This is a genomic window from Nocardia sp. NPDC055165 (genome assembly GCF_053606985.1).
In genome coordinates this window covers 125,944-151,300 of the sequence record NZ_JBSGSS010000015.1, presented here as the reverse complement: position 1 = coordinate 151,300, position 25,357 = coordinate 125,944, and the positions used below count along the sequence as shown (strand labels likewise).

The 25,357-nt window shown below is 69.3% G+C and carries 7 protein-coding genes; 3 read left to right on the top strand and 4 right to left on the bottom strand.

Translation table 11 applies throughout. The features are described from left to right. Nucleotides 1-4 precede the first annotated feature (4 nt). Both ACWFRF_RS27320 and ACWFRF_RS27315 read left to right on the top strand, forming a co-directional pair. On the top strand, nt 5-1,219 hold the full coding sequence (locus ACWFRF_RS27320) for a TetR/AcrR family transcriptional regulator (RefSeq protein WP_452452923.1): 1,215 nt from the start codon (nt 5-7) through the stop codon (nt 1,217-1,219). 81 nt (nt 1,220-1,300) lie between these two features. Then, complete coding sequence (locus ACWFRF_RS27315) at nt 1,301-2,716, top strand: DUF1254 domain-containing protein (protein ID WP_452452922.1); 1,416 nt, start codon at nt 1,301-1,303, stop codon at nt 2,714-2,716. 20 nt (nt 2,717-2,736) lie between these two features. Here the strand turns inward: ACWFRF_RS27315 and ACWFRF_RS27310 are convergent, their stop codons facing one another. Further along, nucleotides 2,737-3,480, bottom strand: a complete 744-nt coding sequence (locus ACWFRF_RS27310; RefSeq protein ID WP_452452921.1) for a hypothetical protein — start codon at nt 3,478-3,480, stop codon at nt 2,737-2,739. A gap of 203 nt (nt 3,481-3,683) precedes the next feature. Between ACWFRF_RS27310 and ACWFRF_RS27305 the strand changes: the two genes are divergently transcribed. Next, complete coding sequence (locus tag ACWFRF_RS27305) at nt 3,684-4,487, top strand: HEAT repeat domain-containing protein (RefSeq protein ID WP_452452919.1); 804 nt, start codon at nt 3,684-3,686, stop codon at nt 4,485-4,487. Nucleotides 4,488-4,675: 188 nt separating this feature from the next. Here ACWFRF_RS27305 and ACWFRF_RS27300 read toward each other — a convergent pair whose 3' ends face one another. From ACWFRF_RS27300 to ACWFRF_RS27290, 3 genes are read right to left on the bottom strand one after another with little or no spacing between them, the layout of a single operon-like run. Next, on the bottom strand, nt 4,676-4,891 hold the full coding sequence (locus tag ACWFRF_RS27300) for an MbtH family protein (RefSeq protein ID WP_056814159.1): 216 nt from the start codon (nt 4,889-4,891) through the stop codon (nt 4,676-4,678). Continuing rightward, a complete protein-coding gene (locus ACWFRF_RS27295; RefSeq protein WP_452452917.1) occupies nt 4,888-7,014 on the bottom strand; it encodes an AMP-binding protein in 2,127 nt (708 codons plus the stop codon). The genes ACWFRF_RS27300 and ACWFRF_RS27295 overlap by 4 nt, the downstream gene beginning before the upstream one ends. Further along, nucleotides 7,014-24,995: a non-ribosomal peptide synthase/polyketide synthase gene (locus ACWFRF_RS27290; protein ID WP_452452915.1), complete on the bottom strand. Its 17,982-nt coding sequence runs from the start codon at nt 24,993-24,995 to the stop codon at nt 7,014-7,016. The genes ACWFRF_RS27295 and ACWFRF_RS27290 overlap by 1 nt, the downstream gene beginning before the upstream one ends. Nucleotides 24,996-25,357 lie beyond the last annotated feature (362 nt).

Sequence of the window (25,357 nt, the reverse complement as noted above, 5' to 3'; positions counted from 1 at the left end):
AACTATGAATGTCAGCGAGTCTCGTGGGGCGCGTGGGGTAGCTGGGACTGAAGTTCGGCGGCGGCCGAAGAATCGCCGGGCGCAGATCGCGGCGTCGTCGGCGGTGGCGTTCGGCGCAGCCGGATATCACGGGGTGAGTATGGAGGACATCGCGTCCGGGCTGGGAATCAGTTCGGCCGCGCTGTATCGGCACTACCCCAGTAAGTACGCGTTGTTCCGGGAGGAGTTACTTCGGGTCGGGCAGGCGTTCACGGCGTCGATCGTGGTGTCGGCCGAAGACACCCTGCCCGCGGCGCAACGGTTGCGGCACATGCTGACCGGGCTGATCGGCGCGACCGTCGAGAATCGGGCGACGGTGCGGCTGGTGCGATGGGAGGGCCGCTACCTCGAGCCGGCGGATCGGGTGGTGCTCGACGAGCAACAGGGTTCGGTGCTGGTCGCGCTCGACGAACAGCTGGCGATCCTGCGCCCCGAATTGACCGCGGCCGAGCGGCGTATGGTCTCCACGGCGATTCTCGGCGTGGTCACCAGCATCGCCGATCATCACGCCGCGCTGCCCCTTCGCACGCTGAACAAGTTGCTCGGCTCGGCGTGTATGGCGCTCACCGACACCGCGTTGCCGCCTGCCGCAATCGTTTCGGAGCAGGGTGCCCGCGCCCAGATTCCCGACTCGTTCAAACATGAACTGCTGCTGCGCAAAGCGGTGGAGCTGTTCCACAAACGCGGCTATCCGAATGTGAGCGTGGAGGACATCGCCTCGGCGGCGGGATTGTCGGCGGCGTCGGCGGTGTACCGGTTCTATCGCGGCAAGAGCGACATCCTCGCCGCGGCGTTTCGGCGCGCGGCCGACCGGGTGTCGGGGGCGATCGGCCCCGCGGTGGCGAGCACGCCCGACAGCGGGGCCGCGCTGGACGTGCTGGTCGAGCAGTTCGTCGCCGACACCTTCGACGAGCGAGCGCTGGCCGTCGTCTACTACGCCGAATTCGGGCACGTACCCGCCGAGGAACGTGCCGTCCTGCGCAATATCCAGCGGTTGAGCGTGCAGGAGTGGGCGCGGCTGGTGCGCGATATGCGGCCGGAGCTCTCCGCGGCCGAGGCGCGTTTCCTGGTGCACGCGGCGTTCGCGATGGTCATCGACCTCGGTCAGCGCTTCGGCGACGACCCGATCGCCGGCCGGGCCAGGGTCGGATTCCTGATGCGGCGGGTGCTGCTCGGTTGAGGCAATTCACCCGTTGTGTATGAGGCGGTGCGTTGCTGACTCGTCATACGCTCGGCGATCAAGCCTTCGAACGGAGCGTGCATGGATTCTCGCGCGAGCGCGCTGACCAGGCGATCGTTGCTCGGGCTCGCCGCCGCGGCCACCGCCGCGGCGGCGTTGCCCGGATGCGGTGACGCATCGGTTCCCGAGCCGATCCGCACCACCGGTCGCCCGGATCTGCTCGCCCGGGCGATCGACGCCTACATCTACGGCTATCCGATGATCCTGCTGGACATGATGCGCGCGGCGAGCGGGCCGATCAACGGCTTCGATCACAGCGTGCTGCCCGATCCCGATGATCGCGGGGTGGCCAGGCTCAGCCACGACATGGTGTATTCGCAGGCGTGGCTCGATATCACCGAAGAGCCGATCGTGCTCCAGATCCCGGGGATGGAGCCCGACCGGTTCTGGCTGTTCCAGCTGGTCGACGGGTGGGCGAACACCGTGCACGACCTGACCAGCAAGACCCCGCGAACCACCGTGGACGCCGACGGTCCACCCTTCACCTACGTCCTCACCGGGCCGCAGTGGTCCGGTGTGCTGCCCGCGAACGTGACCCGGCTGCACATGCCGTCGTCGATGTGCACGATCGTCGCGCGAGTCCAGATCAACGGCACCGGGGACGCGCCGACGGTCAACCAGTGGCAGGAGAAGATGAAGCTGATCCCGCTCAGCGCCTGGGATCGCGGTGAACTCGCCGGGACGGTCAGCCGCGTCCACGCGATAGACCGTGGACCGGAGCCACCGACGAAGCGGATCGCCGCGTTGGACGGCCGCACCTATCTCAACCGCCTGTGCCGGCTGATGCTCACCGATCCCCCCGCTGCCGCCGACGCGCCACTGATGACGCAACTGGCCACGATCGGTGTCCAGCCCGGCGGGGTCCTCGACGACCAGCCCGCCGAAATCCTCGACGAGGCGGTGCGCCAGGCCCACCGCCGCATCGCCGACTGGACAGACCCCACCGCCCGCTCCGTCAACGGCTGGGAGATCCCCGTCGACCTCGGCACCTTCGGTACCGACTATCTCCGCCGCGCGGCCACCACCAAGCGCTCCCCCGCCCTTGCCCCCATTCGTGACGTGCTCTACGCGAACCGCGATGCCCCCACCACCGACGACCGGGGCAACCCACTGCGCTACCGCATCCGCTTCGAACCGGGCCGATGGCCGCCTGTCCACGCCTTCGCCTCGATCACCGCCTACGACACACAAGGTTTCCTGGTCCCCAACCCCGACACGATCTACTCGGTAGGTCACTTCCCCGCCGTTGTCCCCGCCCCCGACGGATCTGTGGAACTAGCCGTCCAGCACCAGGACCCACGTCCCGCCGTCCCCACCGGCAACTGGCTCCCCATCCCCGCCACCGGCGACTTCTCCCTCACCCTCCGCCTCTACGCACCGCGCGAGAACGCCCTCGACGGAAAGTGGGAGCCGCCGCCGATGACCCTGGTCGACTGAGCCGGGCACGGACTGTCCGATCACCCGAACTCGACAACTGTGCCGTTCTCGATCGACACCCTCGCGGCCTCGAACAGCAGCAGCCAGGTGATCAACTCCCGGTCGAACGGGTGCGACGAATCGCTGTCCAGCATCGTCCGGATCCTGCCGATCTCGGCGTCGGAGAGCACACCATCGACCAGCTCGATACCCAAATACGGTGCGACATAGACGAGTTCGCGCATCAGCGAAGTACTCGACCCGACCATGCCACCGGCGATGTCGACATCCTCACCGACGAAGAGCACGTCGTCGAAATCGACCGGAACGTAGAACCCTTCGCAATCCGAATGGCAGATCAGGTGGGAGTCGAAGGTGGATCCGACCAGGTTGATGGCTGGATCATCCGAAGCGCTGTCTCCGTCGGCGACGGGTGTCAGCGGCTGCTCGGGATACTCACGCGCTCGGGCATACGCGCGCCGCAGATAATGCACGAAAGAGTAGGGCACGCTCCCTATCCGAGCGCGGTCCACCGCCGGTCCCGCAACCCTCGGCTCGTCGTGCGGAGCAAGCCCCTCCCGCACCAGTAGCTCGCTGAGCGCACGCAGTTGCTCGGTCAACGCATCGAGATACTCCGGGTCGCCGCCGTCTGCCACGGCAAAGGCCAGCCCCCCGGTTCCCACTGAAAGTCCCATAGCCGCGAAGCTAGCTCGACCATCCGACAGATACCCGCACCCCGCTACGGTCAGACTCTTCCAGAGCCTGCAACTCGGCGTCAGAATCACGATGGCAGCGGACGCAGCTATCCGTTAGGGGGTCCGGTCAGCATTTGACAACATTGCATCGCTCACAGCAATTGCCCTGGTCGGCGCCTTCGTCGCCGAAATGGCCACGGGCGGGAAGCAACGCGTCGCCGATAGGTGTATCGAATAGGAAATGCGCGATCTCATGTCCAGAGAAAGCCTGGACAACTCGAAGGCGAGGAAACATGCAAGACGACTCGGGTGACCCTGTCGAATCTCTCAGCTCCGGCAGGCAGGTAGCCGCGCTGATCGAACTGATCAAGGAAGATGATCAATCAAAGATTGATCTGGTGCTCCCTCTGTTCGGAAGTTCGGATATTGCAGTTCGAAGCGAGGCGGTCCGCGCGGCAGGGTTCCTTGGCGGAGCCTCCGTCGACGACGTTGGACCATTACTTGTCGGGATGCTCGAAGATCCAGACGAGCTCGTTCGCACCGAAGCGGCCGAAGCGCTCACTATGATCCAGTTCGCGCCTGCCGTCGGACCGCTGACATCGCATCTTCGATCCGACGATTCATGGATAGTCCGGGCGTCGGCGGCGGAAGCATTGGGACGCTATCCGGGAAGTTCGACAGCGGCGTTGTTCACGTGTGCGGACGATGATGACGAGCTGGACGAGGTTCGCAGGTACGCGATTCACTCTTTGGGTCAGACCCCGATCAATGACCCCGACAATAATATGGAAGCCCTTGTCAATAAGCTCGAGAACGACCCCGATCTCGGACTGCAGGTTCGTCTCGCCGCCTACCGAACCGGAGATAGGTCACAGATAGAGGCGGTGAAGAATGCCGCTGCAACGATGAGTGAGTTCGATGCAAGTTTGGTCCTCAATGATATCGATGCTTTTCTGGACCATCCACGCCCACCGACACTGGAGGCCGATATTCCGACCATTGGCAACATTGTCGACATCATCGCTCTCCGTTGGCCGTTCGAACGACCGCACGCCGCGAAAGTCCGGAACAGATTGCCCGACGTGGAGGGACAGTAGCTCATTCAGTTCATCGCTCCGCCTTCAAGCATGAGAATGCTACGAGACACCGTTCAAATCGCATGCGCCGATCTGTCCGGACTATCTCTTCGCCGAGGAAGACGTGGACCAGATCGTTGCTGGCGTCCGCAACATCCGGACGACACCCGTTCCCAGCCAACCCGAGACATCTGCGGCGGGCTGATCCCTCAGGGTTTGTTGGACATGGCGGCGATGAGGGAGTTGGGGCGCATGTCGAGCCAGTGGGATTCCACGTAGTGGAGACAGGAGGTTCGGGGGGCGGCGCCGAAGGCTACCGACCAGCCGCCGGGGACGGCGGCGAAGGTGGGCCAGAGGGAGTGTTCGCCTTCGGTGTTGACCAGGACATAGAACTGGGCGTTGTCGTCGTCGAACGGGTTGGTCATGGGGTGGCCTTTCCGAGGAGGGTGCCGAGGTGGGCTAATGCTGCCGGGGTGCCTTCGATTTCGTGGTGGGCGAGCTCGCTCGTGCGGAACAGGCGGTCGCTGTGGCTGGTGCGGGCGGGCGGGAAGTGGGGGGTGAAGTCGGTGACGGTGACGCCGTAGGCGGCGATGAGGGCGGCTAACCGGGTGGGGTCGGGCGGTTCGGTGAGGACGACGGTCGCGCCGACTCGCAGGGGAAGCAGGTAGCCGTGCCAAGCGGTGGCGTCGCCGGTATGGGATTGGTGCAGACAGACATCGCGAGTGGTGAGGTGGTGGCGGGCCTGCATGGCGGTGACCCGGTGCACGGCGGCGGCATGGCTGATGGTGACGCTGTGCGTTGCGCCAGGGGGGAACAGCACGAAGGCGGGGTGCTGCGGCAGGATCGGGGCGCGATGTTCGCCGCGGGCGATGGGTTCGCTCGAATAGGTGGACAGAGATGCCCGATCGACCGTCACCGTCGGGATGTCGTAGGTGCCGAGGTGCTCGCGCGCGGCGATGGTCAGGGCCAGTGCCGGGTTGACGATCGGTGGGAGCCGGGGGTTCGCGGTGTCGATCGGTACCACGGTCCCACCGGCTTTGAGGACCGCGTACGCCGCGACCACGAACTCGATGCAACCTGGGACATCCACGAGCACAGCCGATTCCGGGCCGATGCCGAGCGCGGTCAGATGCCGGGCCAGCTGATTGGTGCGCCGGTCGAGGTCACCGTAGGTGATGATCGAGGTCGGGCCGTCGGTCGGCGCATGGACGACGGCCGGGTCGAAAGGGGTTGCGGCGGCTTGGGCTTCGAACTCGTCGAGCAGTAGTTCGTCGGCGAGACCGGTCGCGCGGGCATAGGGCCCGTCATCGATGCGGCCGACGAATTCGATCTCGGCCGTCCAGGCGTCGCCCGGCGGCCTGCGGCGCACGAGGTCGCCGGTGGCGAACATGCGGTCGTCCACCGGACCGATGGGGTTCGCGAGGAAGGTCGCCGCGGTGGCCTGTCTGCCGACGTATCCGCGCGCCAATTGCACACCGGAGACATAGAGTTCACCGATTTCGCCGTCGGCTACCGGGCACAGGTGCTCGTCGAGGATCAGCAGTTCGACATCGTCAGCGGCCGATCCGAACGGGACCACCTCCAGGTCGGCGCCGGTCACCTCGTGCGCGACGAACTCGCCCGCCGTCTCGGGCCTGCCGTAGACGTGCCACAGCGTCGCACCGCTCACCGCGCGCAGGGCGGCGGCGGTTTCCGCGAGCAGTGGCCCACCCGAGCCGAGCACCACGCGCAGCGAGTCCAGACGCTGCTCGGCATCGGGCAGTGCTGCCAGCTCGGCGAGCTCGGCATGGTCGAAACACGCTGCGGTCACCTCCGTTTCGGCAATCGCGTCGGCGAGCACCGCCGACGGCGAGACCACCAGAGTGGCACCGGTTTGCAGCGCGAGCAGCATCTCCCCCACCGCGGCCTGGCCGGCCAGCGGTGCGTGCCAGAGCACCGAATCGCCGATACCGATACCGCAGAGGCGCTGGCGCCAGCTCGAATTGGCCTGCGCCGCGCGATGCCCGACGACGACGGCGGTCGCGGCAACGACATCGACGACCAGGTAGGCGGGGTTGTCCGCGCCCGGCCCCGGTAGCTCATCGGGGGTGACGTCGACCGTGGCGTCGGTGTGCACGACCGGGAACCCGGCGGGGTGCGGTGTTCCGTCGCTGGTGAGGATCAAGGCGGGCGCGGCCAGCGCGGCAGTGCGTCGCTGCACGTCACCGGGGCCGGTGGGGTCGAGCAGCACGAACGCACCGCCGGCGGCGAGCACCGCGTGCACAGCGACCACCAATTCCACCGAACGCGGAAGCGACACCGCGACAGTGGTTTCGGGGCCGACACCGTGCTCGAGGAGCGCGGCGGCCAACGCATCGACTCGCTCGGCCAGTTCGCCGTAGGTGAGACCGATTTCGCCGTCGCGCACCGCGAGGATGTCGGGTTCGCGGTCGGCGTAGGTGGAGAAGGCGGCGAGCAGGGTCGCCGGGTCACGTGGTCGATCGCCGTCCAGGTCACGCAGGAGCGCGGCGAGGGTGGCAGCGGTCGTGACCGAATCCGTGTGCGACATCAGAGTTGTCCTTCCGAGTCGTCAACCGACGCTGTCCCGGCGATTACCGCGGCAGCATCGGTCACCAGTGTTTGCAGAGTCGAAGTGAGACCGGCCGCGCCGAGTGCGGCGAGCACGCCGGGCACGAGGCCGGCCAGCGCGACGTTCACCAACGCTTCAGGTTTCATCTTCGCGCCCATCGCCCTGCTCACCGCGGCGAGCTTGGCGTCGAGTGCTCCGTAAGAGATGGCGTGCTCGCCGTGGGTGAATGCCACGGTCGCCGGCGCGAGCCGAGCTGCCGAGCCGACGAGGCCCGGAAGATCGGCGATGGTGTAGGTGGTCGGGGTCTTTTCGGCATCGGTGCGCAGGTCGATCGCGCGCACCGCCACGGTGGGGTCGGCGGCGACGGTGGTGAGTACCTTGCGGAATCGCTCGGCCATGGTCTGGACCGTCGACGCGTCGAACAGGTCTGTGGCGTAGCCGAAGTGGATGTCGAGGCCGTCCAGCGCGCCGTCGTCGCGATAGCGCTGCAGGGCGGTGAGATGCAGGTCGAATTTGGCCTCGGTGAGCCCGGGGTCCAAGGTTTGGACGTGGAGGCCGGGGAGCTCGATACCGCCGGGCGGCATGTTCTGGAAGGTCAGCATCACCTGGAACAGCGGGGTGTAGGCGCCGGTACGGGCGCGACCCACGGCGTCGACCACCTGTTCGAACGGAACATCGGCATGGGACAGCGCGGCCAGATCGCGGCGCTTCGCCTGGGTGAGCAGGTCGGTGAACGGTGCGCGGGCGTCGACTTCGGTGCGCAGGGCGACGGTGTTGACGAACATGCCGACGAGGTCGTCGAGTTCGCGGGCGCCACGACCGGAGACCGGTGCGCCGATGGTGATGTCCGCGCTGCCGGATTGCTTGGCCAGCAGCACTGCCAGCGCGCTGTGGATCAGTGTGAACAGGGTGGTTCCGTTGGCGCGGGCCACGTCGTCGAGGCGGGTGGTGAGTGCGGAATCGATGTCGAATTCGATCGTCGCACCACGCATTTCACGACGGGCCGCGCGCGGGCGGTCTGTCGGCAACGCCAGTAGTTCGGGTGCGCCGGCGAGCTCGCGGGTCCAGTAGGCGAGCTGCTGGGTGAGCACACTGCCGGGGTCGGACTCGGAGCCGAGCAGGTCGCGCTGCCAGGCACTGAAATCGCCGTACTGGATCGTCAGTGGGCCCCAGCCCGGTTCGCGCCCCTGGCCGCGATCCACGTAGGCGCGCACCAGGTCCCGGGTGAGCGGGTCGATCGAGTATCCGTCCGCGCTGATGTGGTGCACCACGACGACGAGGACGTGATCGTTGTCGCCGAGGCGGTAGAGGGCGACCCGGATCGGGGGCGCGGCGGTGATGTCGAAGGGCTGCGCGACGAGCGCCGCGATCCGGGTTTCGACATCGGCGGGCGCCACCGGGAGAGGGGTGAGGTCGACGGCGGCGGACCAGGCGGGCATCACCTGCTGGATCGGGCCGTCGGTGGTGTCCGGGTAGCGGGTGCGCAGGGTGTCGTGGCGGGCCAGCAGGTCGGCGACGGCCGCCTGCAGGGCGGGTAGGTCGAGCTCGCCGGTCAGGCGGATGGCGGCCGGGATGTGGTAGGCCGAGGACTGTGGCGAGAGCTGGTGCAGCACCCACATGCGCTGCTGCGCGGGCGAGAGGACCGCAGGCCCTTCGCCGGTGCGCTTGGTCAGCGGGGGGCGGGCGATGGTGCGATCGGCGGTGGCGAGGTGCGCGGCCAGCGCGCCGACTGTCGGTGCGTCGAAGACCGCGGCCACGGCGACGTGGACACCGAGCGCGGCGCCGAGGCGGGCAGCCAGGCGGGTTGCCATCAGCGAGTTGCCGCCGAGGGCGAAGAAGTCGTCGTCGAGTCCGGCGGCGGCGCAGCCGATCACCTCGGTGAACGTCTGGGCGACAAGCTGTTCGACCGCGGTGACCGCAGCGCGGAAGGCCGCTTCGGCGAACTGCGGTTCGGGCAGCGCCTTCCGGTCGACTTTGCCGTTGGCGTTGAGGGGCAGCGCGTCGAGCACCACCAGCGCCGCCGGAACCATGTAGGCGGGCAGGTCGGCGGCGAGCTCTCCGCGCAGGCGGGCGGCGATGGCGGGCTCGTCGCCCGGGGCCAGGTCCGCGACCGCCGCGTAGGCGATCAGGCGGGCGCCCGCACGCTCGTCGGTCGTGGCGATCGCGACTGCCGCCCGGACTTCGGCGCAGCGCAGCAGGGCCGTTTCGACCTCGCCGAGTTCGATGCGGAAGCCACCGATCTTGACCTGGAAGTCGGCGCGTTCGAGGTATTCGACCGTGCCGTCGGCGCGCCGACGGACGATGTCGCCGGTGCGATACATCCGCGAGCCGGTGTCGGCGAAGGGATTCGCGACGAACCGGTCGGCGGTGAGGGCGTGACGCCCGTGGTAGCCGCGGGCGAGCTGATCACCGGACAGATAGAGCTCGCCCGCGACACCGATCGGGACAGGATGCAACCGGGCGTCGAGAACGTAGAGCGCGCTGTTCCAGACGGGAGTACCGATCGGCACGACGTGCGACAGATCGTGCGCCACTTCATATTCGGTGATCGAGACGGCTGCCTCGGTCGGGCCGTACAGGTTGTGCAGGACTGCGGTGGCGCCGACGGCACGGAACGCGGTGGCCGTCGCCGCGGGCAGGGCTTCACCGATCGCGAGGACGGCGCGCAACGAAACAGGCAGCGCGGGTGTCGCTTCGGTGGCCAGGAGCATGCCGACGAGCGAGGGAACGGCATGCAAGACCGTGACGCCGTGCCGGGTCATGGTGGCGCGCAAGCGGTCCGGGTCGCGTTCGTCGCCGGGGCGGGTGACGATCAGGGCACCGCCGGAGGTGAGGGGTGACCAGAACTCCCAGACCGAGAGGTCGAAGGTGGCGGGGGTCTTCAGCAGCACCCGGTCGGCGGTGGTCATGGTGAAGCGCTCGCGCAGCCAGCCGAGCTGGTTGACGATCGCGGCGTGTGGGACGGTGACGCCCTTGGGCACGCCGGTGGAGCCGGAGGTGAAGATGATGTACGCGGGATGCTCGGGGCGCAGCGGGGCGATGCGCTCGGCATCGGTCACCGGCTCCGTCGAGAGTTCGCGCAGCGCGCGGTGGTCCAGCTCGAAGACCGGAACGTCCACGGCGATCGGCAGTCCGTCGGCGGCGGTGGTGAGCACGCACAGGGGCGCCGCGGTGGTGACGATGTAGGCGATACGGTCGGCCGGGTGGTCGGGGTCGATCGGCACGTACACGCCGCCCGCCCGGACGACGGCGTGCATGGCGATGACGAGGTCGATGCCGCGGCGCATGGCCAGTACCACGGTGCGCTCCGGGCCGACTCCCTCGGCGATCAGGAGCCTGGCGACCTGGTTGACCTGTGCGTCGAAGGTGGCGTAATCCAGGGACTCGCCGGTTTCATCGTCTACCAGCGCGAGCGCGTCGGGGGTCAGGTCGCTCTGGCGCGCAACCAGTTCGGCGAGGGTGGTGGACTCGACGGGACGGGCGGTGTCGTTCCATGTTTCGAGCAGCAGCTCGCGGTCGGCACCGAGCATGTCGAGGTCACCGATGGCGGTCTCCGCCGCGCCGCTGACGGATGCGAGGATCCGGCACAGCTGACCGGCGAAGCGTTCGGCTGTTTCGGCGTCGAACAGCTCGGTGGCGTAGCCGAGGGCCATCTCGATCCCCGCCGGGGTGCCGTCCGCGGTGTAGTTGTCCAGGGCGAACAGATGCAGGTCGAACTGCGCGACACCGGCATCGAATTCGACAGCGGAGACGGACAGGCCGGGAAGTTCGAGCTGAGCGCGGTCGTGGTTCTGGAACGAGTAGCCGACCTGGAACAGCGGGTGTCGCGCGGTGGAGCGGGCGGGGTTGAGCACCTCGACCAACCGCTCGAACGGCACATCGGCGTGTGAGAACGCGGCGATGTCGGCGGCCCGCGCGGTGGCGAGCAGTTCGGTGAACGGGGCGTCGCTCACGACCGGGGTCCGCAAGACCAGGGTGTTGACGAACATGCCGATGACCTCGTCGAGCTCGGCTTCGCCACGGCCCGCGTTCGGGGTGCCGACGGCGATGTCGGCGGTACCGGAGATGCGGGCCAGCAGGGCCGCGAACGCCGCGTGCACCACCATGAACAGGGTGGCGCCGTTGTCGCGCCCGAGCGCGGACAGCGCGGCGTGCAGGTCGGCGTCGACGGTGAAACTCACCTTGTCGCCGCGCAGGGTCTGGCGGGCGGGGCGGGGACGGTCGGTCGGCAGGGCCAGCTGGTCGGGAAGTCCGGCCAGCTGGGTCTGCCAGTAGCCGACCTGCTGGGCGGCGAGGGATTCCGGGTCGGCTTCGTCGCCGAGCAGGTCACGCTGCCACAGCGCGTAGTCGGCGAATTGCACGGCGGGCGGCGCCCAGCCGGGGGCGGTGTCGGCGAGCCTGGCGGTATAGGCCCGCATGAGGTCGGCGACGAACGGGGCGATGGAGGAGCCGTCGGCGGCGATGTGGTGCAGGACGCCGGCCAGCACGAATTCGGTGTCGTCCACCCGGAACAGCCGCATGCGCACCGGGATCTCGGTGGTGACGTCGAAGGTGGTCTCGGCCAGTTCGCGAATCGCGGCCGGAAGCGCGGCCTCGCTGGTCGCCACCGGCGTAAGCGTGTCGCCTACGGCCGCTTCGGTGTTCACCGGTGGAGCCAGCGTCGGCATCGCTTCGGCGGCAGCGACGATCGACTGCGCGGGTGTGCCGTCGACTTCCGGGTACACGGTCCGCAGCGATTCGTGGCGGGCGACCACGTCGGCCATCGCGACGCGCAGCGCGGTGACGTCGAGCGCCCCACTCAGGCGCAGCGCGAACGGGATGTTGTAGGCCACCGAGGCGCGGTCGAAGCGGTTGAGGAACCACATCCGCTGCTGGGCCGGAGACAGCGGGAGCAGCTCGGGGCGAGCCCGGCCGACCAGCGCGGGGCGATCGACCTTCGACTGGGCGTCGATCGCGGCGGCCAGTTCGGCGACGCTCGGCACCTCGAACAGCATCCGGACACCCACGCGCCGGTCGAGCGCGGCGCCGATACGGGCCACCGCCTTTGCTGCCAGCAACGAGCTGCCGCCGAGGGCGAAGAAGTCGTCGTCGGCGCCGATCGGCTGATCGTCGGCACGGCCGAGCACCTCGGTGTACACGGCGGCGATGATCTGCTCGGTGACGGTGGTCGGCCTGCGGTAGGTGGTGGTCTCGAAGACGGGGGCGGGCAGGGCCGCGCGATCGAGCTTGCCGTTGACCGTGAGCGGAATGCGCGCGACCGGCACGACGGCTGCCGGGAGCATGTGCTCGGGCAGGGTACGCGCCAGCTCCTTGCGCAGGGCGGCGGTGTCGAGGTGGTCGGACTCCCCGACCACGTAGGCCACGATGCGCGGCTCGTCGACGAGGTCGGTCCGCACCAGCACGGCGACTTCGCGAGGCGCGATCGAGCTGTGCAGCAGCGCCGCTTCGATCTCGCCGAGCTCGACGCGGAAGCCACGGAGGTTGACCTGCTGGTCGGCGCGGCCGAGGTATTCGAGGTCGACGTGCGTGGCGCGCGCCGACGCGAGCGCCCCCGTGGCGTCGTCGGCCACGACCGTCCAGCGGGCGAGGTCACCGGACCGGTAGGCGACGGATCCGGCAGGACCGTAGGGGTCGGCGACGAAGCGGCTCGCGGTCAGGTCGGGTCGACCCAGGTAGCCGCGCGCCAATTGCGGTCCGGAGACGTAGATTTCGCCGGGGACGCCGAGCGGGACGGGACGCAGGCGCGAATCCAGCACGCGCACTGCGAGTCCCGCGAGCGCGCCGCCGATCACACTGGCCGAGCCGGTGTGCGGGGTGATCTCCCGGTAGGAGGCGTGGACGGTGGTCTCGGTGATGCCGTACATGTTCACCATGCGGGGCGAGTCCGGGTAGCGGGCGAACCAGCCGGCGAGGCGTTGCGGTTCGAGCGCCTCGCCACCGAAGATCACTGTGCGCAGGGCGTATTCGGTGGGTGCGGGCGCGGCCAGGTCGGCGGCGATGAGCTGGTAGAACGCGGACGGCGTCTGGTTGAGAACGGTGACGCGTTCGGTGCGGAGCAGTTCGCGGAACTGTTCGGGCGAACGGGAGGTGAAGTAGTCGACGAGAACGATCGAGCCGCCGTGGAGCAGGGCGCCCCACAGTTCCCACACCGAGAAGTCGAAGGCGTAGGAGTGGAACATCGTCCACACGTCGGACGGTCCGAAGCCGAAGCGCTGCGCGGTGTTGTCCAGCAGCGCGATGACATTCGTGTGCGGGACGACGACGCCCTTGGGGCGGCCGGTCGAGCCGGAGGTGTAGATGACGTAGGCGGCGTTGGCGGGAGCCAGCGGGCTACGCCGGTCCGCGTCGGTCAGGGCGTCGGTGCCGAAGTCGGACAGGTTGTCCGCGCCGGGATCGATGACCGGACCACCGAACCAGTCGTGCGCCAGGCCGGTGTCGTCGTTGGTGATCGCACACTGCGGGCGGGCATCGTCGAGGACGTATTCGATGCGATCGGCGGGGTAGTTGGGGTCGATCGGCAGGTAGCCCCCGCCTGCCTTCAGTACGGCGAGCAGAGCGACCGGCAGCTCCACCGACCGCGGCAGGGTGACCGCTACCAGCGATTCCGGGCCGACGCCCGCGGCGACGAGTCGGCGGGCGAGACGGTTGGACCAGGCATCGAGCTCGCCGTAGGTCAGCGCGCGCTCGCCCGCTTTCACGGCGATGGCGGTGGGGTCGAGGGCGGCGACGCGGGCGAACCGGTCCACCATGGTGTCGGCGGCGGCCACCGATTCGCCGGTGGACGACCAATCGTGCAGGGTGCGCTGCTGTTCTTCGGCGCTGAGCAACTGGATGTCGCCCACCACGACGGTCGGGTCGGCGACGACGGCGGCCAGCACCTGAGTGAAGCGCCGGGCCAGCACCGCGACGCTGCCCTCGTCGAACAGATCGGTGGCGTAGGCGATCTCGATGGACATGCCGTTCGCGCGTCCGTCGATGTCGTCGGATTCGCCGAGGGTGAACTGCAGGTCGAACTTCGCCACGGCGGCGTCGAAATCGAGGGGTTCCACGCGCAGGTCCGCGGCTTCCAGCGCGGGGACGGTGAAGTTCTGTAGCGCCAGCGCCACCTGGAACAGCGGGTGCCGGTTGCGGGCTCGCGCCGGGTCGATGGCATCGACGACCTGCTCGAACGGGACGTCGGCGTGTGAGAGGGCGTCGAGGTCGCCGGCCCGGACGGCGTCGAGGGTGGTTTCGAATTCGGCGCGCGGGTCGATCTGGGTGCGCAGTACCAGGGTGTTGACGAACATGCCGATCAGCCCGTCGAGGGCGGCCTCGCCGCGGCCCGCGACCGGTGTGCCGATGGCGATGTCGCTGCCCCCGGACAGGCGGGCCAGCAGGACCGCGAGCGCGGCGTGCACCGTGCTGAACAGGGTGGCCTCGTGCTTGCGCGCGAGTTCGCGCAGTTCACTGTGCAGATCGGAGTCGATCTGGAAGCGGTGGACGGCGCCACGGAAGGTGGACTCGGCCGGGCGGGGACGGTCGGTGGGCAGGTCGAGCTGCTCGGGGAGACCGGCGAGGCCATGACGCCAGAACGCCAATTGGGTGTGCGCGAGCGACGCGGGATCTGCTGTGTCGCCCAGGTTTTCGTGCTGCCAGAGGGCGTAGTCGGCGTACTGGACGGGCAGCGGCGTCCAGGTGGGGGTGGCGCCCGCGCGGCGGGCGGCGTAGGCGGCCATCAGATCGGCGGCCAGCGGGCCGAGCGAGAAACCGTCGGCGGCGATGTGGTGGACCACCAGGACCAGCACGTGGTCGGTGTTCAGCGCGAACAAGGCCGCGCGCAGCGGGATCTCGGCGGTGAGGTCGAATCGGACCGCAGCGCACGACAGCAGGCGTTCGGGCAGCTCCGTCTCGGTGATCGCCGCGGGCCGCAGAGTGATTGCGGTGGCGTCCGAGATCACCTGTTCGGCGCCCTCCGGCCCCTCCGGGTAGCTGGTTCGCAAGGTTTCGTGCCGGGCGACCACATCGGCGAGGGCCGCTTCGAGGGCGGCGAGGTCGAGGTCGCCGGTGAGCCGCAGCGCGACGGGGATGTTGTCGACAGCGTCGCCGATGCCGTCGACGTCGGCGAGGTAGCGGTTGAGGAACCACATCCGGCGCTGCGCCGCGGACAGCGGAATCCGCCGGGGCCGTTCCCGAGTGGTGAGTTCGAGCCGCCCGCCGGTGCCGCGCAGGGCAGTGCACCGGTCGGCCAGATCGGCCACCGTCGGTGCGTCGAACAGCAGCCGGACCGGGATCTGGGTGTCGAGGGCGGCGCCGAGGCGGGCCGCGACCTGGGTGGCGTTGAGGGAGTTGCCGCCGAGGGCGAAGAAGTCGTCGTCTAGACCGACTTCGCGGTCGGCGGGGAAGCCGAGCACCGTGGCGAAGGTGGCCGCGACGATGCGCGCGACCTCGGTGGACGGCGCGCGGAAGACAGCCGCCTCGAAACTCGGTGCGGGCAGCGCCTTTCGATCGAGCTTGCCCGACGAGTTGAGCGGGAACTCGTCGAGAACGACGAAGGCCGCGGGGATCATGTAGGCGGGCAGGGTGCGGCTGAGCGTGGACTTCACCGCATCCACGTCGACATGCTGTGCGGCGACGAGATACGCGACCAGAGTCTCGTCGCGCACGATCACCGCGGCCTGGGTGATCTCGGGAACCCCGGAGAGCACGGCTTCGATCTCGCCGAGTTCGATGCGCAGACCACGCAGCTTCACCTGGAAGTCGGTGCGGCCCAAGTACTCCAGCTCGCCGGCCGACGTCCAGGTGACGAGGTCACCGGTGCGATACATGCGCTCGGCGGTGGTGAACGGGTTGGCGACGAAGCGGTCGGCGGTGAGGTCGGCGCGGCCCGCGTAGCCGCGAGCGAGCTGGGCGCCCGCCAGGTACAGCTCGCCGGGCACGCCGACGGGGACCGGGCGCAGGCGGCCGTCGAGGACGTAGACCTGGGTGTTGTGCACCGGCGCACCGATCGGCACGGTGACGGTATCGGCGTCGATCACCTCATGGAAGGTCACGTCCACCGCCGCCTCGGTGGGGCCGTACAGGTTGTGCACAGCCGTCCCCGTGAGCCCGCGCAGCAGCTGGGCGGGCGCGGGCGCCAGCGCCTCGCCGGAGGCGAACACCAGACGCAGCGATGCGCAGTCCCCGGCGGTCCGCGTGGTCGCCTCGTCGGCGTGCGCACTGTCGAGCACCGCGACGAAGACCGACAGCATCGACGGGACGAAGTGGGCGACGGTGATCCGCTCGTCGGTGATCAGCCGGATCAGATAGGCGGGGTCGCGGTGACCGTCCGGGCGGGCGAGCACGAGCCGGGCGCCGATCTGCAAGGGCCAGAAGAACTCCCAGACCGACACGTCGAAGGTGGCCGGGGTCTTCTGCAGCACGGCGTCGTCGGGGGTGAGCCGGTAGGCGTCCTGCATCCACACCAGACGGTTGACGATCGCGGCATGGGAGACGACGACGCCCTTGGGCGTGCCGGTGGAGCCGGAGGTGAAGATCAGATAGGCGGCGTTGTCCCGGGTGAGCGTGGCCAGGCGGTCGGCGTCGGTGATCGGCTCGGCCGAGTAGTCGGTGGTGTCGACCTGCTCGAAATCGAGGACCGCGCGGTGCTCTCCCGCCGCCTCCACCCCGGTGAGGTCGAGGTCGTCGCTGCGGCGGGTCAGTACGCAGACCGGGTCGGCGGCGGCGATCACCTGGGCGATGCGCTCGGCGGGGTGATCCGGATCGAGGGGCACGTAGGCGCCACCGGCGGCGATGACGGCGTACATGGCGACGACCGAGTCGATCGAACGGCGCATGCCGATTGCCACGGTGCGGTCGGGGCGCACGCCGATCGAGATCAGCAGGCGGGCCAGGCGATTCACCGCGTCCGCGAACCCGGAATAGCTCAGCGACTCGCCCTCGAGGGTCACCGCTGTCGCGTTCGGGGTGCGCTCGGCCTGCGCCGCGAACAGCGAGGCCAGCGTCATGCGTTCGTCGACCGGGTACTCGGTGGCGTTCCAGGCGCCGAGCACGCGAATACGCTCGTCGGCGGCGAGGAGGTCGATGTCGCCGATCACGACGTCGGGATCGGCGGTCACCGTATCCAGCGTCCGCAGGAAGCGGGTGCCGAAGTCTGTGATGGTCTGCGCGTCGAAGAGGTCGGTCGCGTACTCGAAGCGGGCGAGCAGGCCGTCGGTGGTCTCGCGCAGCGTGAGGTGCAGGTCGAATTTGGCTGTGTGGGTATCGATCTCGAGCTCCGTGGCGGTCAGGCCCGCGAGTTCGAGTTCGGTTCGGGAGTTGTTCTGGAAGTCGAGCATCACCTGGAACAGCGGGTGCCGGGCGGTCGATCGCTCGGGGTTGAGCACCTCCACGAGCCGGTCGAAGGTGACATCGGCGTTGGCCAGGGCGCGCAGGTCGCTGTCGCGGACGGTGCCGAGCAGTTCGGCGAAGGTGGCGTCGGGGCGGATCCGGGTGCGCAGCACGAGCGTGTTGACGAACATTCCGACCAGGTCGTCGAGCGCCTGGTCACCGCGACCGGCGACCGGGGTGCCGATCGAGATGTCCTGCTGACCCGACAGTTCGGCGAGGGTGGTGGCGAAGGCGGTGTGCAGCACCATGAACAGCGAGGCATTGGCTCGCGCACCGATGCCGCGCAGTCGGTCGATGATCTCGGCGGGCACCGTGAACGCTTGGCGCGCACCGCGACCCGAGGCCACGGCCGGGCGCGGTCGATCACTCGGCAGCGAGAGCAGGTCGGGCAGGTCGGCCAGTTCCGTCGTCCAGAACGTGAGCTGGCGTGACAGTGCGGATTCGGCGTCGTCCTCGGCGCCGAGCGCATCGCGCTGCCAGAGGGCGAAGTCGGCGTACTGCACCGGCAGCGGCGTCCACTGGGGTGCTGCGGCGGCCAGGTGGGCAGCATAGGCGACCATCACATCGCGGGTCAGCGGCGCAACCGACCAGCCGTCGGCGGCGATGTGGTGCAGCACAAGGACGAGGACGTGCTCGTCGGTGCCGGTGTGCAGCAGGTGCAGGCGGACCGGGGGTTCGGAGTCCACCGCGAACGGGACGGCGGCCAGCGCGCGGATCCGGTTGCCGAGGTCGACCGGGGCGATCGCGCGCGGTTCGAGGGTGATCGTCAGCTGGTCGGCGTCGAGCACCTGCTGGAACGGGATGCCGTCGACGGCGGGGTAGCGGGTCCGCAGCGCCTCGTGTCTGGCGAAGACCGCGGCGACGGCCGCGTTCATCGCGGCGTAGTCGATGACGCCGGTGAGGCGGATGGCGGCGGCGATATTGTCGGCGACCGATTCGGCGTCGAACTGGTTCAGGAACCACATGCGCTGCTGCGCGTAGGACAGCGGAATCCGGTGCGGCCGTTCGCCTGCCACCAGCGCGGGCCTCGGCGCGACCGCGTCCGCGGTGCCGAGCAGGGCGGCGAGCGCGGTGACGGTCGGCGCCTCGAACAGCGACTTCAGCGAGACCGTGCGGCCGAGCGCGGTGCCCAGACGCGACACCACCTGGGTGGCGACGAGCGAGTTGCCGCCGAGGGCGAAGAAGTCGTCGTCGGCGCCGATCGGCGCGGCACCGAGCACCTCGGCGAAGACCTGGGCCACCACGGACTCGGTGCCTGCGGCGGGCGCGCGGAACGAACGCGCGGCGAACACCGGCTCCGGCAGGGCCTTGCGGTCGAGCTTGCCGTTGGGGGTGAGCGGCAGGGCATCGATCACCACGAACGCGGACGGCACCATATGCGCGGCGAGGGTGCCGCGCAGGGCGGCGGCGAGCGCATCGATCAGCTCGTCGGTCTCGACAGCGGGCACGACATAAGCGATGAGCTGATCGCCTCGGTGCGGGTCGGCGCGCACCAGCACCGCGGCCTGGCGAACCGAGGGCTGGGCGAGCAGGGCGGATTCGACTTCGCCGAGTTCGATGCGGAAACCCCGGAGTTTGACCTGGTCGTCGTTGCGGCCCAGGTAGTCGAGGGTGCCCTCCGGAGTCCAGCGGACCAGGTCTCCGGTGCGGTACATGCGCTCCGACGACGCCCACGGGCAGGCGACGAAGCGGGTCGCGGTGAGTGCGGCGCGGGAGCGATAGCCGCGCGCGAGCTGGGCACCCGCGACGTACAGCTCGCCCGCGACGCCGACAGGGACCGGCCGCAGCCGGGAGTCGAGGACCCACTGGGTGATGCCGCGCAGCGGCGTGCCGAGGGTCAGCGGGGAATCGGCGGTGAGCGGGGCGCTGATGTTGGTGGCGACCGTGGTCTCGGAGGGGCCGTAGGCGTTCACGAACGCGCGGGGAACGGGTCCGGCGGTCCAGCGGGCGATCAGGTCGGGCGGGCAGGCTTCGCCGCCGACCATCACCATGCGAAGGGCGTCGAGCGGGGTGGGGTCGAGCACGGACAGACCGGACGGGGTCATCAGGGCGTGCGTGACGCGCTGTTCCGAAAGCAGTTGGGCCAGTTCAGCTCCCACGTGACGCCCGAGCGGGGCGATCACCAGCGTCGCGGCGGAATTCACCGCGAGCAGTAGTTCCATCACCGAGATGTCGAAGGACGGGGAGCCGACCTGGAGGACGCGGGCGTCGGCGGTGCCGAACATGCGCGCGGTTTCCTCGGCGGCGAAACCGGCGATACCCGCCTGGGTGACGAGCACGCCCTTGGGCAGGCCGGTCGAGCCGGAGGTGTAGATGACATAGACGAGGTGCTGGGCGCGCAGGGGTCGCACGCGGTCGAAGTCGGTGACGGGATCGCTGGAACGCCCGGCGCATTCGGCCATCAGCTTCAGCTCGTCGAGGACCAGCCAATCGAGCGGGCCGGGCAGCGCGGACAGCGACTCGGACACTGTAAGACCTAGTCGGGCCCCGGAATCGGTCACCATATGGGTGATCCGATCGAGCGGGTAGCTCGGGTCGACGGGCAACCAGGCGGCACCGGACTTGGCGATCGCCCACACCGCGAGAACCGACTCGATGGAGCGGGGGATGCCGACGGCGATCACGTCGTCGGGGCCGGCGCCGCTGTCGATGAGGACCCTGGCCAGGCGTGACGACGCCCGGTCGAGTTCGCGGTAGGTGAGGGTGCGGTCGCTGTCGGTGACGGCATCGCGATCCGGGTCGGCGGCGACCGCGCCGGCCAGGAGGTCGGGTAGCAGACCGGTGGCGGTGACCGGTGCGCCGCGCATGCCGGTGAGCTGGGAGTGTTCGGGCGCCGACAGCAGCGGTAGGTCGCCGACCGCGGTGTCCGGCGCGGCGACGGCCGCAGCGAGTAGCCGCACGAAACGCACACCGAAGGTGTGCATCTCGGACGCGTCGAACAGGTCGGCGGCGTACAGGGTGACGGCGTCGATGCCTGCGGGTTCGCCTGCGGCACCGCGTCGTTCGGCGAGGGTGAGCTGTAGGTCGAACTTGGTGATGTCGAGCTCGATCTCGCGCACCGTCACCGGCGAGCCCGCCAGGTCGAAGGTGGTGTCGAGGACGGCCTGGAAGTTCAGCGCCACCTGGAACAGCGGGTGCCGGGACTGCGAGCGGGCCGGGTTGACCACGTCGACCAGGCGATCGAAGGGAACGGTGGCATGCGCGAAGGCGGCCAGGTCGGTTTCGCGGGTGTGCTCGAGCGCGGCGACGAAGCTCGCGGCGGGGTCGACCTCGGTGCGCAACACCAGGGTGTTGACGAACATGCCGATCAGGTCGTCGATGGCCCGGTCGCCGCGGCCCGCGACGCCGGTGCCGATGGCGATGTCGGTGGTGCCGGACAGACGGGCGAGGAGCACCGACAACGCGGTGTGCACAACCATGAACAGCGAGGCGCCTGCCCGCTGGGCCAGCCCGGCGAGCTGACGGTGCAGATCGGCGTCGATGGTGAAGGCGGTGCGGGCGCCGCGCATGCTCGGCTCGATCGGCCGCCGGCGGCGCGAGGGCAGCTCGAGCTGGTCGGGCAGACCAGCCAGAGTCCGCTCCCAGAAAGCGATTTCGCGGGAGGCCAGCGACTGCGGGTCGGTTTCGGCACCGAGGAGCTCGCGCTGCCAGAGGGCGTAGTCGGCGTACTGCACACTCAGCGGCGACCAGCCGGGGGCGACGCCGTCGGTGGCGGCGCGGTACGCGGTGAGCACATCGCGGACGAGCACCTGCAGCGAAACACCGTCTGCCGCAATATGATGCAGCACGACAGCGAGGACACACTCCTGCGCCGCGACGCTCGGTGTCCGTGGTGCCGAGTTGTCCACAGTTGTGTCGGGGGCCGGAACAACGAAGATGCCCGCACGCACCGGTGCTTCACGTTCGAGGTCGAACCCGGTACGCGCGAAGCGGGTGAGCTCCGCGTCGAGGTCGGCGGCCTGCACTTCGACGGGGTCGCCGAGACGGACCAGCCCGGCATCGCGGACGACCTGCTCGGCCACCTCACCACCGGGAGTGCCGACCGCGGGGAACACGGTCCGCAGCGCCTCGTGGCGGTCGACCACCGCGTGCAGGGCCGCGACCAGGGCCGGGAGATCGGCGGTGCCGCGCAGGCGGATGACGAACGGCATGTTGTAGCCGGGCGCCGAGGGATCGAAGCGGTTGAGGAACCAGATCCGTTGCTGTGCGGGCGACAGCGGGATCAGCGCCGGGCGGGGGCCCGCGGTGAGCACCGGGAGCTGGGCAGAGACGCCGGTGTCGTCGCGATCGGCGATGGCGGCGGCGAGGCGGGCCACGGTGGTCGCGCCGAACAGATCGCGTACGCCGAGGCGGCAGCCGAGGTCGGCGCCGAGGCGGGCCGCGACCTGGGTGGCGACCAGGCTGTTGCCACCCAGGGCGAAGAAGTCGTCGTCGCGGCCGATGCGGTCGAGGCCGAGGACCTCGCCGAACACCCTGGCCACCGTCTGCTCCACCGGGCCGACCGGTTCGGCGTAGGTGACAACCGCGCGGGTGGGAGCGGGCAGGGCCTTGCGGTCCAGCTTGCCCGACGCGTTCACCGGAAGGGCCTCGAGCAGCACGAACGCCGCGGGCACCATGTAGGCGGGCAGCGCGCGCAGTGCGGTCTCGCGCAGATCGTCGATCGACACCGAGCCCGGCTCGGCTTCCACGACATAGGCGACCAACTGCTCGCCGACGCCCGCGTCGTCCCGGACCAGCACTACGGCGCGCGCCGCGGCGTCCACGCTTTCCAACACGGACTCGATCTCGCCGAGCTCGATGCGCAGCCCGCGCAGCTTCACCTGGAAGTCGGTGCGCCCCAGGTATTCCAGCTCGCCGTTGGTGGTCCAGCGGACCAGGTCACCGGTGCGGTACATCCGCTCACCCGGCAGTGGATGGGTGGCAGTGCTGCCGGAACCACCGTCGGGCAGCACACGCCCGGAGTCGGCGGCGACCACCGCGGGCGCGGCGACGAAACGTCCGGCGGTGAGCTCGGGACGTCCGACATAACCCCGGGCGAGCTGTACCCCCGACAGATACAGCTCACCCGGAGCCCCGACCGGAACGGGCCGCAGCCGTGAGTCGAGAACATGGAGCCGGGTGTTGAACACCGGCGCGCCGATCGGCACCGTGACCCGGTCGCTGTCGTTCACCTCGTGGAAGGTGACGTCGACGGCGGCCTCGGTCGGGCCGTAGAGATTGTGCAGGCGAGCGCCCGTCAGCAGCCGCAGCCGCTGGGCAGGCGCGGCGGGCAATGCCTCGCCGGAGGCGAAGACCAGCCGCAGCGAGGTGCGCTCGGCGATTTCCTGTTGGGCCAGGAACACTTCGAGCATCGAGGGCACGAAATGTGCGACAGTGACGCCGTATTCGCTGATCACGCGGCGCAGATAGCCGGGGTCACGGTGGCCGTCCGGCTCGGCGAGCAGCAGCGTCGCACCGATCTGCAAGGGCCAGAAGAACTCCCACACCGAGACGTCGAAGGTCATCGGCGTCTTCTGCAACACCACGTCGACCCCGTGCAGGCGGTAGGTGTGCTGCATCCAGACGAGGCGGTTCACGATCGCGGCGTGCTCGACCGCGACGCCCTTGGGCAGACCGGTGGAGCCGGAGGTGAAGATGACGTAGGCGGGATGGCCGGGGCGCAGCGGCGCGGTGCGGTCGGCATCGGTCAGCGGGGCGTCGTCGTAGTCGCTCAGATCGAGGGCGTCGACGGCCAGCACCGGCTGTCCGTCGACAGGTGCACCATCGCGGGTGGTCGTGAGCACGGCCGCCGGTGCGGCGGTGGCGAGGATGTGGGCGATGCGCTCAGCCGGATGATCCGGGTCGATCGGCACGTAGGCCGCGCCGGCGGCGAGCACCGCGTACATCGCCACCACCAGTTCGGGCGAGCGCCGAATACTCAGCGCCACCAGCGACTCCGGCCCGATGCCGTCCGCACGCAGCCGCCGGGCCAGCCGGTTGGCCCGCTGCGCCAGCTCGCGATAGGTGAGGGTCGCGTCCGCCGAAGACACGACGGCGTTGTCCCGAACAGCGTCGGTGCGCGAGGACGTCGCCATCCGCACGGCCACATCATCGGGGGTGCGCGCGACCTGGGCCTCGAACACGGCGGGCAGCGTCGCGACCGGCACCGAACGCTCGGCCAGCGCGGCGTCGATGTCGAATCGGGTGGAGTTCCAGATCCGGGTGCTGACCTCCAGCTCCAGCTCGGTCGCGACCTCGATCGCGCCGAGCGCGGTGTCGAGGTCGGTAGCGGCCAGCCGCTCGAGGAAGCCGAGGAAGCGGGCGTGGTGTCTGGCCAGGGTGTCGGCGTCGTAGAGATGCGGGTTGGCCTCGAAATCGACGTGCACCCGGTCGCGGTCGCCGTAGTAGACGTTGAGACTCAAGTCTTCGATCGGGCCGGTGGACAGCACCCGGTAGCGGCCGGTGGTGGTGCCGAGGGTGAGGTCACTGCGGAAGAGCATGAAGTTGGCGAGTGGGCCGAACAGCGCGCGCCGGGCGGGGCGGCCGTCGTCCTCGGCGTCGCGGCGGATGTCCTCGGCCCGGTAGCGCTGATGACGCAGCGCACCCGCCACCTCGACCCGGGCCGCGCGCAGCAGTTCACCCCAGGTGGCGGGTGAGCCCGCCGCACCCGTGGGCAGTCGCAGCGGCACGATGTTGGACAGCATCCCCGCCGAGCGGCGCATGACCGCGGTGGTGCGAGCGGTGACGGGCAGGCTCAGTACCGCGTCCGGCCGGTCGGTGAGGCGGCCCAGGTAGGCGGCGAAGGCGGCCAGCAGTACTGCGGAGATGGTCGAATCATCGCTGGCGGCAATGGTTTCCAGGCGGTCGACCAGCTTTTCCGACAGGCGCCCGCCGGTCACCAGGTTGATCGCCGAACGCGGCGCGGTGCGGCCGTCGAGCGCGGTGGGGCTGTCCAGGCCCGCGATCCGCTGAGCCCAGTGCTCACGATCGCCGACGAAACGGGTGCTCTCGCGGTAGCGCTGTTCGCCCTCGACCAGCGCCGACAGCTCACCCGGCACCACCTCGCGCGCCGGGGTGTCGAGCATCCGCGCGGTGTACAGCTCGGCGATGCGCTGGGAGTTGGTGAACGCGCCGTACCCGTCGAGCACGATGTGGTGGCCGCGCAGGTACCAGAACCAGCGGGTCTCGCCGACGCGCAGCACCGCGCCCGCCACCAGCCGGTCGGTGAGCAGGTCGATGGGGGCGCCGAATTCCGCGCGCATCCATTCCTGCGCGGCGGCCACGGGGTCGTCGTGGTGGCGTAGATCGATCAGCGGCAGCTCCTGCTCGACCGCGATGGTGTGGTCGACGTACTGGTGCGGGACACCGTCGAACTCGCCGATGCGCACCAGCGGTGAACCGTAGGCGTGCGCGGCCTCGGCCGTAACCTGCTGCAGCACAGCGGCATCGAGCTCGCCGTCGATATCGACGTACTGGGCGATGGTGATCGGGACATCGGGGTCGAGCAGCTGTGCGTACCAGACACCCAGCTGGGCCGGGGTCAGCGGAAACGGCAGACCGACGACCCGCGCTTCCTGTGGTCGCGCACTGAACCCACCCAACTCCGTACCGTGCACCAGAGCCTCCTCGTATCGCGAAAGAACAGCAGATCGAATGTTTTCGGGCAGCACGAATACACCTCGCGCAGCGAAAGATTCGATATGAACGCGGTGGGCGTACCGCCACACTCGCGCAAGATCCCCGACAGATCATGTGGACGAGATCGACGACCGAGGGGTCGCCGAGGCAACGGACGCTGGGTCCGTCGCGGGTGCCTAGCTGTTGATCGTTCCTCCAACGGCTTTGTCAGTTACATCACATGGGCGCCTGTCCATGCAGTGCCGACAGTAGGCCCTCAGTTAATAAAAAGAAACTTTTTCCGCTAAAAAAATCGGTCAGCCGTCCAGTCCGTACCGGCGGGTACCCACGACCAGGGCAT

Excerpts from the sequence above, each read along its gene's own strand:
- ACWFRF_RS27320 (WP_452452923.1), top strand. The coding sequence starts at position 5 with ATGAATGTCAGCGAGTCTCGTGGGGCGCGTGGGGTAGCTGGGACTGAA.
- ACWFRF_RS27315 (WP_452452922.1), top strand. The coding sequence starts at position 1,301 with ATGGATTCTCGCGCGAGCGCGCTGACCAGGCGATCGTTGCTCGGGCTC.
- ACWFRF_RS27305 (WP_452452919.1), top strand. The coding sequence starts at position 3,684 with ATGCAAGACGACTCGGGTGACCCTGTCGAATCTCTCAGCTCCGGCAGG.
- ACWFRF_RS27300 (WP_056814159.1), bottom strand. The coding sequence starts at position 4,891 with ATGACCAACCCGTTCGACGACGACAACGCCCAGTTCTATGTCCTGGTC.
- ACWFRF_RS27295 (WP_452452917.1), bottom strand. The coding sequence starts at position 7,014 with ATGTCGCACACGGATTCGGTCACGACCGCTGCCACCCTCGCCGCGCTC.